This window comes from Kitasatospora purpeofusca (assembly GCF_034043715.1).
Taxonomy (GTDB): domain Bacteria; phylum Actinomycetota; class Actinomycetes; order Streptomycetales; family Streptomycetaceae; genus Kitasatospora; species Kitasatospora purpeofusca_A.
Map to the genome: position 1 here is coordinate 7,758 of NZ_JAXCLC010000039.1, position 17,339 is coordinate 25,096.

1 protein-coding gene (only partly in view) is annotated in these 17,339 nt (G+C 74.1%); it reads right to left on the reverse strand.

All coding sequences use genetic code 11. The features are described 5' to 3' along the window. Window positions 1-17,339, reverse strand: partial view of an EndoU domain-containing protein gene (locus SM793_RS20760; protein WP_320439727.1) — the 3' portion only. Its footprint extends 16,993 nt past the window's final position; 17,339 of the gene's 34,332 nt are visible here — the last part of the coding sequence; the start codon falls outside the window, past its right edge; it ends in the stop codon at window positions 1-3.

Consider the following 17,339-nt stretch of genomic DNA (forward strand, 5'->3'; position numbering starts at 1 on the left):
TCACGGCCGCTCACCGCCGCCGGTGAACCACTGCGTCAGGGCGCCGTAAATGCTGTCCGCCAGGGATTCCTGGGGTTCCGGCTCCTCGATCCGCGGGGGTCCGCCGGCCTCGTGCGGGGGCAGCGGCGGGGTCGGGCCCTGCGGGGCCGGGGCGTGCGCGGTCGAGCCCTGCGGGGGCTGGACGTGCGGGGGCTGGACGAGCGGGGGCTGGACGTGCGGCGGCTGGACGTGCGGCGGCGGGACCACCACCCAGGAGTCCTCGGACGTCTCGCTCCGGGAGTCCGACAGGTCCGACAGGTCCGTCGGGTCCGTCGGGTCCGTCAGGTCTGAGTCGACCGAGATGTTGTCCGATTCCTCGCCCAGCCGCGCCCCCGGGTGCAGGTAGAAATTCTCCTGCTCCTCGTAGAGCGGGGCCGTCACGTACGAGGCGTCCGTGGCCTCCCGCCGGCGCTCGGGCGGCACCTCCGGCAGGTCCAGCTCGTCCGTGTGCACCGACAAGTTGTCCGGCTCGCTCCCCAACCGGGCACCCTCGTGCAGGTAGAAATTCTCCTGCTCCTCGTAGAGCGGGGCCGTCACGTACGAGGCGTCCGTGGCCTCCCGCCGGCGCTCGCGCGAGAGGTCCTCCGAGGAGACGCTCCCCGATCCGTCGTCCGACGACGAATCGTCCGCCCGGTTGTTCCCGGGCCCCTCCAGCGGCCGGATCGGCTGCCGGAGCGGGTTGCGCAACGACGACGGCCCGAAGCCCGGCAGCCACTCGTCGCCGTCCTGCACCAGGTCCGGAATGTCGTTGACCGATTCGTCCCGCGACGGCGAGGAAGAGGACAGGGAGGAGGAATCCGACGTCAGGGACTCGCCCACCGGAGTGTTCGACAGATCCACCGCCGGCGCGCGCCGCCCCGGCTGGACCTGAACGGGCTGAGCCTGAACGGGCTGGGCCTGAACGGGCTGGGCCTGCACCGGCCGCACGACCTGCTCCGTGGTCGTCTGCTCCACCACCGTCGTCTGCTCCACCACCGTCGTCACCGGCTCGTCCACGACCGTCGTCGTCTGCTCCACCACCGTGACCGGCTCCTCCACGACCGTCGTCGTCTCCTCCACCACCGTGACCGGCTCCTCCACGACCGTCGTCGTCTCCTCCACCACCGTGACCGGCTCCTCCACGACCGTCGTCGTCTCCTCCACCACCGTGACCGGCTCCTGCACCACCGTGGTCGTCTGCTCCACCACCGTGACCGGCTCCTCCACCACCGTCGTCGTCTCCTGCACCGCCTCCCTCGACGGCGGTACGACCCGGAACTTCCTGACACCGCCGGCGGGCCGGCCCGGCTCGGGTGCCTCCGCCCGCTCCACCCGCGCCGCAGTGGCCACGATGACCACCTCCACCTCGCGCGGGCTGGTCCGGAGCACTCCGCGCAGCGTCCGCTCCAGACGGTCGGTCTCCCGCACGGCCCGCTCCGCCGACACGTCCAGGGTGATCTCGACGACCTGGGGCGCGTCGCCCTCCGCGGCGAGGACCCTCCGGCGGACGTTCTCCAGCAGCCTGTTCAGACTGCCGTTGCTGCTGGCGTCCGCGTCCAGCCGGATCGTCGTGTCCGGGCCGGCCGACGGCTCCCGCAGGCTCAGGTCCCCGCCCTGGGGCGGGCCCTGGACGTCCCAGTGGGCGTTCACGTCCGCCGCCGACATGTCGACGCGTTCGCCGACGTGCTCGACCAGGTCCTGGAGCCGGCGCCGGTCCGCCGCCGGGACGGGCCCGCCGTCGCGCACCTGGCGGATGTGGTCGAAGACCCCTCCGTTCGACTCGTCCACGGCGAGGACGAGCATCCGGTCCAGGCCCCTGAGCCACCGCACGGCCCGGGGCCCCTCGGTGGTGAGGGAGCCCGCGAGCAGCTCCCGGGCGACCCGGCCGACGCCCAGGATCCGGGGGCGGTCGCCCGGGGCGGCCGGGTTCAGCCCCAGCGCGCCCGCCACCGACTCCACCGACCCCGACGAGGCACCGTGCAGGCGGAGTTCACCGTCGCGCGTACTCTCGTCGAACCTCAGGTAGCCGCCGGCGGGGACGTCGTCGCTCCCCTTCACCTGGTCGGCGGGGATGTCGATCTCGATCGCCATCAGCTCCATGCGGGGGAGCGTCTTCCCGTCCTTGTGGTAGACCACCTCCACCTCGGCGAAGCCGCGGTACCGGGCGGTGTCGGTCTTGATCTTGGCGTTGTTGACGATCTGGCCGCCCTCGCCGGTCGCGAGGTCGGTCCGGTACTGGTAGGCACCGTCGACGTAGACGCCGGCGCGACCGCCGACGTGCTCGTTGATCTCGCCCTTGCCGCCGCCGGTGAGGCGGACCGCCGCCTGGACCGAGCGCTGGGCGTTGGCGCCGTCGGTGACCGAGGTCGTGTTGGTGGGGTTGGACTCCGAGGTCGCGTCGGTCCGGACGAACTCCAACTGCTTGATCCTCACCCTGACCTCCACCCGGGCGTCGCCGGCCAGGTCGGTCGGTCCGATCAGGAGGGTGGAGTTCCCCGGGCCGTGCGTGATCGTCGGCACCGACGGATCGGGAGCCGCGCCCGCGTTCTCCGCCGCCGTGGGCGGGGTGCGCGGGGGGAGCGGGGTGACCGGGCTGCTGAGACGGCTCGCCAGCGCCACCGGGTCGATCATCCGGTCCACCGTGCCCCGGATCCGGTCCCAGGTGTCCGCGCCCAGGAACTCCTCCGCCCCCGCCGTCAGTTGCTTCCGCGCGTCCGGCCCCATCTCGACCTTCCGCACCACGTCCGTGTCGACGAGCCCGTGCGTCCACACCCGCTCCGGCGGGATCAGGACGACCTGGTCCGCGGGCGTGTGGTCGGTGAGGCCGCGCAGGGCGGCTCCGCGCGGCGCGGTCGCGGCGTCGAAGACGTTGCGGGGGTTGGGTGTGTCGCCGACCGGTGCCTGCGCCCTCGTCTCGGCGACGTCGATGACCGTCTCCAAGCCGAGCGCGCGCCGGAAATAGGCGTGCTTGGTGGCCATCACGAAGGGCGGCGTGGTGCTGATCGGTTCCTTCCACTCGACCCGGAAGTGCAGATCGGCCTCGCCGCTGAAGATGCTCGCGTCGGCGGGCTTCACCTTGGTGGTGTTGCCGGAGCCCGCGCGGTGGGACCAGGTCTCCTGGGTGTCGTGTCCGGTCGCCCCGGTCAGCGCCCCGCCCGCGTACCAGGGGCCGCCGCTGACACCCAGCGTGGCGCGCAGCTGGTGGCCGGAGCCCGCCCCGCCACCGGTCGCCCCGTCGGCCGCCGAGTGGCTGTGCTCGTTCTGGGTCCCGGTGTTGAACTCGGTGGTCTTGGTGCTGCCGGTGTGTTCCAGCGTGCGGACGGACGCGCCGATCCGGATGGTCACGCCCCCGTCGGAGACCACCAGTTCGCGGCCCGACATCATGGTCTTGAGCTGGTCGTGCAGGGTGTTCGGGGTGAGGACGTCGTAGAGCTTGTGCCGGAGGCCGGACCTGCCGGTCCCGGCCAGCCACTTGGTGATGTCCCGCCCGCCGAACTCCCCCGGGTCGCCCTGTCCGCGCAGGAGGGCCTTGGCGAAGTCGAGGGTCCTGGTGCCGGTGTTCCCGTTGGCGCCGTTCGCATCGGCTCGGTTCGCGTTGGCGCTGTTCGCGACGATGGTGTTCGTGCTGGTGTTGTTCGTCCCGAGGCTGTCCGCGCCGAGGCTGTTCCCGCCGGCGCTGTTCTCGTTGACGTGCCCCGCACCGGAGTTCCGGTCGGAGGACACCGAGCCGGTGCTCCGGTGGGAGGACGACGCGCCGTTGTTCCGGGCGTCCGGCACGAACACATTGGTGACGACGTCCGAGGATCCGAGCCGATGCGTCTGCCAGATGCGGTCCGGGACGGCGCGCGGCGTCTCCACCGGGCTGTACTGCGGGGTGATGACCTCCGCCTCCGCCCGGATCTCGCCGAGCTTCGTCCTGCTCGGGATCAGGCCGCCCGTCCAGCCCCGGATCTCCACCTCGAACGTGACGTCCGCGTCGGAGACGGCGGCCCTCGACACGTTCTTCGCCCGGTTCACCGTGGTGCCCGCGGTCTCCAGGGCGATGCCCGTCGCCGAGTCGTGCCGGTAGGAGTAGTCGACCGTCAGCACGCTCTTGCCGTCCGAACCCGGCTTGCCGGTCAGGCCGGCAGTGCCGGTGATGCGTTCCCGCTGGTCGTAGGAGACGCCGTGACCGGCCCGGTTCTGCGTGCCGACCTCGATCTCGGCGTCGTTCACCTCGCGGCGCAGCACGGGGGCCTCCCGCAACCGGGCCCGGACGATCACCTCGGCCGACCAGCCGGCGCCACTGACGGGCACCTTGAGCACCCCGCCCCGGGTGAGCTGGGACAGGTTGGCCTGGAGCGTCCTCGGCCCGAGTTCCTCGGCGAGGGTGCGCTCCAGTTGCCGGGAGACGCCCCCGCGCCCGGCGAAGCGCTTCTGCAGGGCGGCGCGGACGTCGGTGAGCACCTGGGTGCCCCCGCTCCGCCCGTCGGGCAGGTCCTTGAACGAGACCACCGAGGAGGCGCTGAGCTGGTTGCGCGGCAGGACGGTGTGGCGCCGCAGGTGCGGCTCCAGCGGCAGTTCGGCCTTCGGGGCGCGCACGCTGAACTCGGTGCTGACGTCTCCCGTGACGGGGCGTGGAGCACCCCTGCCCTCCAGGGTCAGGGTCAGCCTCACCTGTCCGCCGAGGATGTCCTGCGCGTCGCGGATCTTGCTGTTCGCGTAGAGCTTGTCCGCGGCGGAGTCGCGGGTGCCGACCCGGACCCGGTCCTGGTGGCCGAGTTCCACGTTGGCGTAGGGCTGGTCGGCGCCCAGGGGGAAGCCGAGGCCGCCCTGCCCGACCTTGTGCTTCCCGGTCTGCCGGCGCTCCGAGCTGAAGGTGCTGGTCTCGTTCTGCCGGCTGAGGTCGGCACTGGCGCTCTGCCTGAGGTACCTCGGACCGGGCTCGAGCGTGGCGGTGACGGTCACCTTGAGGTTGCGTCCCAGCACCGTGTCCTTGAGGACGCCCGGCTTGCCCTGGTCGAAGGAGTTCAGCTCGAACGCCTCACCGCGGGTCATCGCGCTGAGCCGGGACGCCAGCGCGGGCTGGGTGACGAGCTGCATCACCTCGTCCCGCACGGTCGGCCAGAGGCTCCCGTAGTACTCCTTTCCGGCCGCCTCCAAATCGGTCCGCAGCTTGTCGACGGAGCCGATGTCGCGGACGACCGTGGACTCCGGCAGCCCGTTCTCGACGATCCTGGCCACCGCGGCCGTGGCCGCGGCCGAATCGTGCTCCGTCGGCGTCAGCAGGTCGGACTGCGGCATCACCGTACGGAACCCGACCGGGATCTCGACGGCGTCGCCCAGCTGCTGGTCGCCCTTGTGGACCACGACCTCCAGGTAGCCGTCACCGTCGAGAACCGCGCCGGGCTCCTTGGTCTTGGTGGTGACCGCGGTCTCCAGCGTCCGGCCCGAGATGTGGATCGAGTCCGACCCCTTCCGGCCGCCGTAGGAACCGCCGATGTTGAGGTTGTCGACGCCGATCCGGCCGCCGCCCTGGAGCTGGCGGAGGCCGCTCACGACCTTCCGCCGGAGCCTGGTGACCATGTCGCCCGCGCCGGTGTTGAACTCGGTCTCCTTGGTGAGGGCCAGGACGTTCAGTTCGCGGTTGGCGGCCTTCACCTCGATCCGCACATCGCTCCCGGGGATCCGGAGGACGACGGACTCGCCGTTGGTCATGCCCTTGAAGTCCTGCTGGAGGCGCTGGTAGCCGAATTCCGCCACGAGCCGGTCGGACAGCGTCCTGGTGCTGCCCCCGAATGCCTGCCTGACCTCGGGGCTCCGGGCGAGCAGGTCGACCACGCCCGCCATGACCTGCCGTCGCAGCGGTGGGCCGGGCGGGGTGTTCAGGGTCGGCATCTCCACGTTCCCGCCCGCGTCCTCGCCCGGCGTGCCGCGCAGCCGCGGCTCGCCCTTGGCGTGGACGTCCAGCATGACGTGGGACAGGTGCAGCCGCGGCTGCGTCCGGCGGGCCGGGTCGAAGCTGTCCGGCCAGCCGAGGTGCGCGGCGTCGGGGTCGTCGGCGGAGGCCCGGGTCTCCCGCTGCGGGATGCCGACCTCGATCGGAGTCGTGACGACGTTCGCGGCCGCCGGGTCCAGTCGGACCGACAGGTCCTCCGTCCCCCGCCGGCCGACCGGCTGGTAGCCGACCTCCAGGCGGAGCTGACCGTGGAACATCTCGGTCAGCTCGGTGGTCTTGGACCGCGAGAAGAACCGGGCCCGGGTGGTCAGGCCCTCCCAGGACATCAGGTCGCCCTGGACGCCGCCCGCGGCCTGGACCCGGAGCAGCTTGAAGAAGTCGAACCGCCCCTGGAGGCCGAGCCCGAGCCGCTTGCGGCCACCCGTGGTCGTGCCGAGCGTCACCACACGGTCGCTGCCGCCCTCGTACTCGAACTTGGCCTTCGCCTTGTCCTTCGCCCGGTGCGTCAGCTCCGCGACCTCGCCGCGGATGGTGATGGTGCCCTGCCGGGCGTCGGTCCCGACCGGGATGTGCAGGACCTCGCCCCGGGAGAGGGAGGACACCTGGGCGCGCAGGCCCGAGTCGCCGAAGAGGCTCTCGGCGAGCGTCCTGGCCAGGGCCTGCCGGTTGACGGTCTCCGCGGGCAGGGCGTCGGCGATCCGCGCGGCGAGGTTGACGACCAGGTCGCTGTTCGGCCCGCCGATGCCGGTCACCATGTGCGAACCGGAGAGCAGGCCGGACTCGGCGACGGTCCGCGGCGGCTGCAGCGGCGTCCGCTGATCGGTCCTGGGTGAGGACGGCGCCACGACGGGCTCGACCTTCGGCGGGAGCGGGGGCAGTTCCTCGATCTCGCTCTTGGACGGGGCCTTCGGCTCCTCCTCCTTGGGCAGGAGCGCGGGCTCCGTTTCGTCGCCCGGCTTCCGCACCGGTCCGGAGGTCTCGTCCTGGGACCGGACGAACGGCGGCGCGCCGGAGCCCTGTCCCGGCTTCTTCCTGGCGGCTTCGGCGGCCACGGACTCGTTGATCTGCCGGTTGACCTTGGGCATGTCCGCCTCTTCGACCACCCGCGTGTCCTGCGCGAGGTGCTCGCGCAAGGGGTTCCCGCCGACCGTCTCGCTCCTGTCGGTCGGCGCGGGACCCTGGTCCTCGGCCCTCTGCTTGCCGCGGCTCGCCTCCTCCCTCCGCTCGCGCGCCTTCTCCTCCCGGAGTTCGGCGGCGCGGATGGTCGAGTAGCCGTCCTCCTCGTTGTGGTCGAGCATGATCCGGCGGCCGTTCGCGGGACCGAACTCGGCGAGTACCTCCCGGTCGGCGCCGACGTCCACGCGCTCGATCCGAAGGTTCAGCACGCTGGCCGCCAGCATGTCGTAGGCGTCGCGCACGCGCGGATCGGTCGCACCGCCCTCGTCCTGCCCGCGCCGGGCGGCGGCTTCCCGTCGCAGGTCCTCGACGAAGGCCGGCCAGTCCGCCGCCCCGGACCCGTTCCGGCGGGCTCCGGCGGCATAGAACTCGTGTGCCTCCCGCGCCAGTTCGGGGTCGTCCCGGAACCGCTGCTGCACCAGCTCGCGGACCGCCCGCTCGGCGGCGGCCGGGTCGGCGGCGAGCCGCCCGCCCTCCTCGTCGCCGAACAGCTCCCGCAGCATTCCCGGGTCGTCCTCGACGAGCGCGCGCAGCAGCGGCGAACCGGTCGCCGGGGCGTCCCCTTCGATCTGGGCGGTGTGCCGCGGGCCGAGGACTCCCCCGTTGCCGGGGGTGGAGTGCTGGCGGGAGTCCTGCTGACCGGGTCGGCCCCAGTACTCGGCGATCAGACCGCCTTCGCGGCGGACGTGGACGACGACCCCGGCGACGGTGCCCTGGACGACGCCGTTGTCCGGCACGTTCTGCCCGGCCGCGCGCAGCTGGACGAGCACGGTGGCGGCGGCGTTGCGGGCGTCGTCGGTGGACCATTCGCGCGGCAGGCCGGGGCCGGCCGGGTCGTTCCAGGCCCGGGCGGTGAAGTCCGGCCGGAGGGTGTCGACGTCCAGGTCCGGTGTGCCGACGGGGGTCCGCTCGTCCGGCCGCAGGGGGCCGGGTTCGCGCAGCGCGGTGGGGCCGTGCAGCGGGAACGCCTCGTGGGTGAAGGCGTTCACCGGCGAGGCGGCCCGGAACAGGCCGGGGAACAGGCCGTCCGGGCGGTTCCAGCCGGGCGCGGGGGCCAGTGAGCCCAGCAGGCCGTGCAGGCCCAGGGCGTTGGCGGCCTGGATGCCGATGCTGCGGACGGCGCCCGCGGGGTCGGCCACCGATACCACGTTGACCTTGACGAGCAGGGGCTGCCCGCCCTGGCTGTGCTGGTCCCAGGCCTGCGCGGCCACGGCGTTCACCCGGAGGACGAAGTCCCGGACCTGCTGGGGGGTCGTGCCCGGGTCGGCCGTCAGGTGGAGCGGGACGGTGACGTCGAGGCCGTGCTGGCCGGAGTCGAAGAGCACCCGCCGGGCCAGGAGCCGGGCGCCGCCGACGGGCAGCTCGACGGTCCCGCCGGCGCCCGTCACCCGGGCCGGGTCCCAGTGGGCGAGGACCGGACCGGGTTGCCGGTCGGACGGCCGGTAGGCCAGGTGCTGGCCGTCCCGGGAGAGGCCCTCGATGCGGACGCCGGCCGCCTCGCCGATCCAGCGGTAGGTCCGCTCGTCGACCCGGACCCGGGTGTGCGCGGAGCGGTGCGCGGTCTCGACGGCGTCGAGGAGCATCGGGCGTGTCCAGGTGCGCGGGAACATCGTGCGGCCGTGGGTCTCCCGCGGCTCGCGCCAGTGGTTGCGGAACGCGGCGAGCGGGCTGTCCGGGGCGACGGTCGCGTCGAGGAAGCGCACCCGGGCCCGGTAGGTGCCGTTGGGTGCCTCCGGGCCGCGTTCGAACACCTCGACGCCGCGCCGGCGCTGCCAGTCGGGGAGGTCGCCGTTCTGGAACAGGGCGGGCTCGTGGTGGAGGCCGGTCATGCTCTGCCGGTCGCCGTAGCGGGCGATGTCCTGGGCGCGCTGCCCGTAGCGCTGAAGGCCGGCGGGCCGCGACGGCGCGGTCGCGGGGATGTCCGGGTGGGGCTGCTGCGGGGACAGGTCGGAGAGTCCGTCCCAGGCCCTGGCCGTGGGCCGGTGGCGCGTCGGCTGGGGCGGCTGGCCGTCCTGGTCGGGCTGGGTGTCGGACGGCCGGAAGTCGAGGAACTCACCGGCCCGGATCCGGCCCTCGATCCGTACACCCTGGTACTCGCCGGTCCACCGGTGGCCACCGCCCCCGGTGGGGACGATCCGGTCGTGGCGGCGGGCGTCGAGGTAGGCCTGCTCGGCGGCGTACAGCGCGTCGTCCTCGGTCCAGTGCTGCGGGAACATCCGCCGCCGGACGGCCGTGTCGGAGCTGTGCAGGTCGCCGGCGTCACTGGTGAGGCGGACGTCGGCGGCGTGCCTGGTCCCGCCGCGGCCGGTCGGCGCGGCCTCGAACTCGACGTGCAGGACGCCGTTCGAGTGCCGGCCGACCACGCCGGTCGGCCGGGGGCGGTCCGAGCCGGGCGGCGGGATCAGGTGGCCGCCGGGGTTGTGCCGGTCGCCGTAGAGCGAGGTCTGCCGGGCCTCCGGGCCGAAGGAGGCCCGTGGCGGCTGCCCGCCGCCGTCGCCGAGCCGGGACGGCTGGGTGCCGAACGCGCCGTCGACGGCGGCGCCCAGGTCACGCAGGTTGCGCGGGGCCAGGGTGCCGCGGCCCGGTGCCCGGGTGCCGCCGATCCCGGCCTGCTGGTCGGCGGAGACCCGGCCGTACTCCACACTGTCGGAGCCCATCAGCCGGGCGTCGGTGTGGACGGGGTTGCGGCGGTGCCGTTCGCGGTACTCGTCGGGCAGGCCGAGCAGGTGGCCGATCTCGTGGGCCACGACGTGCGGCGCGGAGTCGAGGGACCAGGCCTCGTGGTTCTCCCTGGGCATGGTGCGGTGGAGGTCGACGATGTGGATGTGGTGGTTCTCGTCGTCCATGTGGTCGACGAACTCGGGGCGGACCAGCAGCACGTCGCCGTTGGGCAGCCGGTGGCCGATGTTGAGCACCTCCTCGACGCCCTGCCAGGCGTTCTCGATCACCCGGTCCATTTCCTCGGGCGTGAACTGCTCGGTCGGGGCGTCGCTGTAGTCGTAGTCGCTCTCCGAGTCCGTGGAGCGGCGGTCGAAGTCCATGCCGGGGGTGTCGGACAGCAGTGCCGGCAGCAGGTGGATCCGCACCACGAGTTCGGTGGCGGGTTCGCCGTTCTCCAGGAAGCCGCGCCGGGCCTCGTAGCCGCGCAGGGCGGCGGCGGAGACGGTCTGGCGGAAGAAGTCCGCCGGCGGCCTGACCTCCCGGGAGCCGGTGATGTGGTCGAGGAAGGACTCGGCCCCGTCCATGGAGGTGTCCGAGTGGGTGTCCATGGAGGTGTCCGAGGCCGCGTCGTCGAACTGCTCGTGCGGCTGCTGGTTCGGCTGCTGGTTCGGCTGCTCGTGCTGCTGCGACCCGGAGGGGTGCAGCGCCTGCAGGGGCGGCTGCGGCTGGGCCGGCTGCCGCGCGGCCGGGGGCCGCCGCCGCTGGGGGGCGAACGTCTGGCCGGGGGCCCCCTCGTAGTCGGTGATCCGCCCGTTCCGCAGCGTCACCAGGATCCGGACTCCGGCGAACTCGCCGTCGACCGGGTCGTTCGGGCCGCCGGGCGAATCGTCCGCGACCATCCGGGCCGCGTGCCGGCGCTCGGTCTCGGTCCACGCGGGCGGCAGGCCGCGCCCGGCGTCCTCGGCGAGATCCTCGTGGAACAGCGGTGTGTTCTCCGCCGGGTTCTCGTCCTGCTCTCGGGTGCGGGTCGGCGGACGCTCACCGGTACCGGGAGTGACGGGGGCCCTGAGCGTGGACGTGGGCGGGTGGGCGGCCGAGTCGGTCGCCTGGTCGTCGGTCGGCCGGTGGACGAGGTGCTGGCCGTCCCGGACGATCCCTTCGATCCGGACGCCCCCGGCCCGGCCGATCCAGTGCACGCTGCCGTCGGGCAGCTCCGTCCAGCTCGTCCGGGCCCGGTAGGCCCGGTCCACCCTCTCCAGGGTCTCCTCGGGGCCCCAGTCCTTCGGGTAGAAGGTGTGGCCCTGCTCGTCGGCGCGGCGGTGCCAGCGGGACGGGAATTGGCTCATGGGCGAGCCGGGCGCGACGGTCGGATCCAGGAAGTAGGCGTGCGCCCGCCGGGTGCCGTTGCGGTGCGTCGCGAGGTCGGGCCCGACGTGCAGGCCGCGCCCGGCGAGGGTGGTCGCCCCCGGCCGGTCGTTGTGGAAGCCGGTGAGGGTGTGCCGGTCGCCGTAGCGGTTCAGTTCATCGACCCGGTGGCCGAAGGGGGTGGGCCGGGCGTGGGGGACGAACGTGGCCGCGTCGAGTCCGTGCTGGTTGTCGGAGGGCCGGAACCAGGTGAACTCGCCGGCCCGGATCTCGCCCTCGATCCGCACGCCGGCGTACTCACCGGTCCACCGCTGCCGACCGCCGTCGGTCCCGGTGACGCCGCCGGTCCGCCGGGCGTGCAGGAACGCCTGCTTGGCGTTGTACACCGCGTCGTCGGCGTTCCAGGTGTCGGGGAACATCGTCCGGTACCGGCCGCCGTCGCGGCGGCCGTCCGACAGCTCGCCGACGTCGGTCCGGTAGGTGCCGTTGGGGTTCTCCGAGCCGGGCACCGGCGGCAGTCGGCGGCGTCCGGACGCGGGCGGCGCGGGCAGGTGCCCGCCCCGGCCGTCCGTCCCGTCGTACAGCGAGGCCCGCCGGGCGTCCTCGCCGAACTCCGCCCGCCGCGGCAGCGTGCCGGGCGGCGTCACCTGCGAGGGCGTGCCGAACGCCCGGTCGAGCACGGCGCCCAGCTGGTCGAGGTTGTGCGGGCGCAGGGCCGTCTCCGGCAGGTCGGTGCCGTCGTCCAGCCGGGGGTGGGCCGCGTCGACCGAGACCCGGCCGAACCGGTCCAGCGCCGGGGAGCTCATCAGGCCGAGCTCCGGGTAGACGGGGCGGGGGCGGGTGCCCGGCCGCCGGTACTCGTCGTCCAGGCCGAGCAGGTGGCCGATCTCGTGGGCGATCACCCGCGGGTCGCTCTCCACGCCCCAGTTCCCCGAGTCCTCCGCGACGCGGCCGTCCCAGAGCTCGACGGTGTGGTGCGGATCCTGGTCCGCGTCGACGAACCGGACGGCCACCTCCAGCCGGTCGCCGTCGGGCAGCCGCTGGCCCCGGTCGTAGAGCTGCCGCACGCCCGTCTCGGTGGAGATCCGCACCTGTTCCAGGTCCCAGGTGCGCCGCACTCCGGTACTGGTCACACCGTCGGTGTCGAGGTGCACCCGGACGGTCAGGACGGTCCGGGTGTCACCGTCGTGATCCACCACCCGCTGGGCCTCGAAGGCCTGCACCCGCTGGGCCTGCAGGCCGGACAGGAACTCACCGCGGCGCGTCGTGGGGTCGGGCGGCTCCACCTCGACCGTGCGCAGCACCCGGCCGGGCGGGGGCGCCGGCGCGGCCGAGGCCTGGTCGCCGAGGCGCTGCCCGGGCGCGGCGTGGTAGTCGAGGATCCGGCCGTTGTCGACCAGCAGCCTCATCCGGACGCCGCCGGACTCGCCCTCGACGATCGCCTGGTTCCGGCGTCGCTGCTGGTGGTACTCGCTCCCCGTCAGCACCTGCTGGGCCGCGTGGTGGCGCTCGTCGGCCGTCCACTCCCGGGGCAGACCGAGCCCGCCGTGCGCCAGGGCCTGCGGCTCGAACAGGTGGCGGTCGTAGCGGGGGGCCGCCGGCGGCTGCGGTTCGGGGGCGGCCGGCGGATCCTCGGGGTCCGGGAACCGCAGCATGGCCGCCGAATCGCGGTCCAGGCCGTCCCGGACGTGCTCGGTGCCGCGGAACACCGCGTCGATCAGCCCGCGCTCGTGCTCGGGGTGGAGCGCCTGCGGAAGGGAGATGCGATCGCCGGCGATGTGCCAGTCGGCCTCCTCCGGCCGGTCGGTGAAGGTCAGGGTCGCCCGCAGCTGCCGGTGGTCGTCCGAGTTCTCGAAGAGCCGCTCGACGTGCTGCGTCAGCCGGTCGCGCAGGACGTCGGCCTGCTGAGGCGTCAGTCCGGCGGGGTCGTGGTGGACGGCGAGGCTGAGCAGGTGCAGTTCGTGGCCGCTGTCGACCAGTCCCCACCACGCGGCGAACCGGACGCCGCCCAGGTCGACCTCCGCCTCCTCCGACATGAAGAGCTGGCGGGAGTCCGCCCACTCCCGGGTCGTGGTGTCGTCGCGGTGGTCGGCCGGGCCGTGGACGAGGATCTTCTCCCCCCGGGAGATCCCGGTGATCTCCACACCATCGTGGACGCCGGACCAGCGGGTCCGGCCGTCCCCCAGGTCGAGCCGCCGGGCCGGGCTGTCCGCGACCGCGCGGACCGCGCCGTCGATGGTGCCGGCGTCCCAGTGCTCGGGGTAGTCCAGGGGACCGCGGGGGTCCCGGGGTGTCCACCAGCGGGACGGGAGCTGGGACAGCGGCGCGCCGGGCGCCACGGCGGTGTCGAGGTGGCCGAGGGTCAGCTCGCGGACGCCGTCGGCGCGGACGCGCTCCCCGATGACCGTGCTCCGCGGGGCCGGTCCGTCGAGGTGGGCCGGCGGCGTCGGGGCCTCCTGGTCGGTGAGCGGCGGGGCGACGGTCTCCCGCTCCGGGGTGGCCGTCGGGCCGTCGTCGCGGAGGACGACGTGCGTGGCGGTGTTGTGCGGACCGAACCCGGCGACGACCGCTCCCGCCTCGTCGACCACGACCATCCGCACCCGGAAGGTGTGCGCCAGCAGCGGGGCGAGCGCCCCGCCGAGTCCGCCGTCGCCGTCGCGCGCGGGATCCCAGTCCAGCAGTCCGTGCCGCAGGCCGCGCAGAGCGGTCGCGGTCGCGGAGTTCGGCTCCTGGTCCGGGCGGAAGCCGGCCACCACCTCGCGCGGGAGGTCCTCGGGCCGGGTCCGCTGGAGGTAGTCGGCGACGTCCTCCATCATCAGCCGGTGCACCTCCGCCGGCTCGGCGTGCTCGGTCAACCCGTAGCGCTCACGGAGACCGTCGGGGTGCGCGTCGACGACCGTCCGCAGCAGCCCGGCCGGGTCGGGGGCCTCCAGCACCGGGCCGTCGGTGCCGGGCGTGAGCAGGACGGGGGCATGGGCCGGACCGGCGGGGCGGGTCTGCGGCGGGACGTGCAGCTGCGGGAGGTCCCGCTGGTCGCCGATGCCGCGGTAGCCGGTGATCCGGCCGTCCACGATGTCGATCTCCAGCAGGACGCCGCGGAATTCGTCGAGGACGACGCTGCTCTCGGTCGGGCGGACCCCGGCCCGGTCGACGAGCTGGGTGACGGCCCATCGCGCGTCGCGGGCGGTCCACTCGCGGGGCAGGCTCTGGTCGGCGGGGAGGCTGCGCGGGTCGAAGTCGACGGCCGTCCGGCTGAACCGGAAGTCCATGGCGTCCACGGCCCGCTGGCTGTCCCGGTCGGTGCCGGCGGTGACGGCGGGCCGCTGCTCGCCCGGCCGCAGCGGGCCGGGTTCGCGCAGGTCGGCGGGGACGCGGGGGCCGCCCCCGGCGGCGTGCAGGTCCGCGACGAGGTCGACCCGGGTGGGTGCCTCCTCCTCCAGCCGGACGGCCGTCTCGTGGAAGACGTCCGCGCCGTCGAAGTGGGCCAGCGGGCCGAGGAGGTGCCGGAGGTTCTCGGCGGTGTCGACCAGTGCCAGGTCCTCCGGGTCGGGCAGCGAGTCGCGGTCGACGATCACCCGGGCGTAGGGGTCCTGGTGCTCGTCGGCGAAGTCGAGGCGGACGGCGACCAGTATCTCCGGCATGCCGTCCGGGTCCGCGGTGTCCCGGACCCGCTCGCGGACGTAGGCGTCCACCCGGCGCTGGAGTTCGCCCTGGGCGGCCAGCTGCTCCCGGCGGGTCAGGCCGCCCTCGGCGGTCACCTGGACGGGGAGGGTGATCTCCAGGCCGAGCTGCCCGGAGTCGAACAGCACCCGGGAGACGGTGACGGTCCGGCCGTCGAGGTCGACCTCTTCGCCGCGGACGGTGTGGCGGACCCGGAGGTCGTCCCAGGCCCGCATCGGTGCCGTCGGCTGGTCCTCGGTCGGGCGGTGGGCCAGGTGGGCGCCGTCGCGGGAGAGTCCCTCGATCCGGACGCCGTCGGCCTCGCCGGTCCAGTAGTACGTCCGCCCGTCGTCGAGGTAGACCCGGCGCTCGGCCGGGACGCCGTCGTGCGCCTCGTCGACGCGGAGGAGCAGGTCCGCCGAGGACCAGGTCCGCGGGTACATGGTGCGCAGGCCGTCGTCGCTGTCCCGGACCCGCCAGCGGGTCGGGAAGTCGGCGAGCGGGGAGTTGGGCGCGACGGTCGGGTCGAGGAAGGCGACCCGGGCCCGGTAGGTGCCGTTGTGGGCCGGGGGCATGGTCTCGACGACCTGGGCGCCGTGGGCCCGGAGCGCGTTCTCCCGGCCGGACAGGCCCAGGTCGAGTTCGTGGTGCAGGCCGGTGAGGTGCTGGCGGTCGCCGTACCGGGCGACGTCCTCGGCGCGCTGGCCGAAGGCGCCGTAGCCCTGGGCCGGGTTGTCGCTGCGGGCCGGGTCGTGCTCGGTGAGGGCCAGCGGGTCGGGCCGGTGCGGGGCGTTCAGCGGCGGGTCGACGTCGGGCTGGGTGTCGGCGGGACGGAAGGACAGGAACCGGTCGCCCTGGACCTCGCCCTCGATCCGCACCCCGGCGTACTCGCCGGTCCAGCGGTAGCGGGCACCCCCGAGCGGAACCACCTGGTCGGTGCCCAGCGCGTGCAGGTACGCCTGCTCGGCCGCGTACAGCGCGTCCTCACTGGCCCAGTTGCGCGGGAACATCCGACGCTGCACCGGCCCGGCACCCAGCACGTCACCGGTCGTCCGCAGGTCACCGGTCGTCCGCAGGTCACCGGCGGCGGACGAGGTCGCCACCCGTCGCGGCCGCGGCAGCGCCGCGTCCGAGGTGAACTCGGCGACCACGACGCCGTTGCGCTCCACCCGCACCACCCGCTCCGGCGCCGGCCGGTCCGAACCGGCCGGCGGCAGCAGGTGCCCACCAGGATTCCGCGTCCCGCCGAACAGCGAGGACTGCCGGGCGTCCAGGTCGAACGACGCCCGGCCCGGCAGGTCGTGCGCGTTCGACACTGCGGGCACGGGGCCGAGCGCCTGCTCGATCACCGCGCCCAACTCCCGCAGATTGCGCGGCTGCAGCGCGAACCGGATGTCGGTGCCGTCGGTGAGGATCCCGGCGTCCTGGTCGAACCGGACCCGGTTGTTGCCCGCGTGGGTGCCGCCCATCAGGCCGGCGTCGGTGTACGAGGGCCGGGGCCGGATCCCGCGCTCCAGGACGGTGCGGTCGCCGTTCTCGTCGACGGTCTCCTCGTGGAGGCGCCGCTCCCGGTACTCGTCCGGCAGGCCGAGCAGGTGGCCCAGCTCGTGGGCAAGGATGGTGCCGTTCGTGTCCAGACCCCAGAGGCCGGAGTGCTCGCGGATCGGCGGCTCTCCCGGCACCGGGGCCAGGACCTCGACCTCGTGATGCGCCGCATCGGGGTCGTCGACGAACTCCAGCCGCACCACCATGACATCGCCCTCGGGCAGCCGATGGCCGGTGTTGTAGTAGTCGTCGACACTGCGCCGGGCCCGGGCGCGCAGGTCCGCCAGCGACCCGGTGTGGTCCTGGCCGGCCGGCAGCCCCGTAGTGTCCAGGTGCACCCGCACCACGACCTCGACCGCCGGCGAGCCGTCCAGCAGGACGGCACGGCCGGCCTGGAAGCGGCGCAGGTCGGTGCTGGTGCTGGTGTGCCGCGCCGGGTCGGCGGGCGCCTCGACCTCGACCGTCGGGAAGACCCGGGCGATCCGCAGGTCCGGGGCGGGTGCCTGGTGCGCCGGGCGAACCCGGTCGGCCCCGCCGTCCGTGTCGGTCGTGCTGTCGGTGGTGCTGTCGGTGTCCCGGCGCGAGTCCGTGTCCATGGAGCGGCCGGAGTCGGAGCCGTACACCGACTCCATGTCGTGGTCGGAGGACAGGTAGTCGAGCGTGGAGTCCGTGTAGGAGCCCATCTCCTCGTCGGACTCCCGGTACAGGTCCATGTCCCTGTCCAGGTCCATGTCCAGGTCCTCGTCCCGGCCCGGGGTGGTGGGCCAGGCGGACTCGTCGTGGCCGGGCGTCCGGGGAAGGGAGTTGTCGTCGCCGCCCGGGGTGGTGGGCCGGGAGTCCCCGTCGTGGCCGGGTGTCCTGGGCAGGGCGTTGTCGTCGCCGCCCGGCGTGGTGGGCCGGGAGCCCTCGTCCGAACCGGCGAAGTACGGCGCGCGCGCCACGGGCGCCGGTGCCGCCTCGCCCGGGCCGGCCGGCC